Annotated in this window: 1 protein-coding gene; it reads right to left on the reverse strand. The window is 50.0% G+C overall.

Annotation, left to right across the window (positions count from 1 at the left end; translation table 11 throughout):
• The coding region (locus BDE01S_RS10975; protein WP_066081526.1) for a thermonuclease family protein at positions 1-502 on the reverse strand (502 nt) is incomplete at both ends.

Consider the following 502-nt stretch of genomic DNA (forward strand, 5'->3'; position numbering starts at 1 on the left):
AGAGCAGGAGCTCATCTCTTTACAGAAGCGTTTTCCCGAACAGGTAAACTTCCCGCCTGTTTTAGGCATGGCATAAGACGGTTTAATCTGTTGGGTGACCATTCCCGCTTTCTTGCCGTTTCTGAACTCGCTGGGATAAATCGGATTGGGTTCAGACCAAAGGCCAAGGCTGGCAGCTCTTGCCCGCTCTTCCAAGCGGATATATTCCGTGTCTCTGACATATTTCCGATAAGCCCATGCGTAGCCTGATTTAACCATCTCCTTATTGATATTCAGACCACCGGAAAATACCTCTGCCAATGTGCGGCCATATTTATCTGCGCCATCGGTTTTAAGTGTAACGTATTGCCCATGTACCCACCTGGACAGCTTTTTACGGGCAGCACTACCAAAAGCCTGCCCGCGCTCGGGGGCATCAATCTGGTTCAACCTCACTTTGAGCTGTTTGCGTGTATCTGTCAAACAAGTCAGTGTATCGCCGTCGGCAATACCGACAACCCGG

Source organism: Bergeriella denitrificans NBRC 102155 (genome assembly GCF_001592185.1).
Taxonomy (GTDB): Bacteria; Pseudomonadota; Gammaproteobacteria; order Burkholderiales; family Neisseriaceae; genus Neisseria; species Neisseria denitrificans.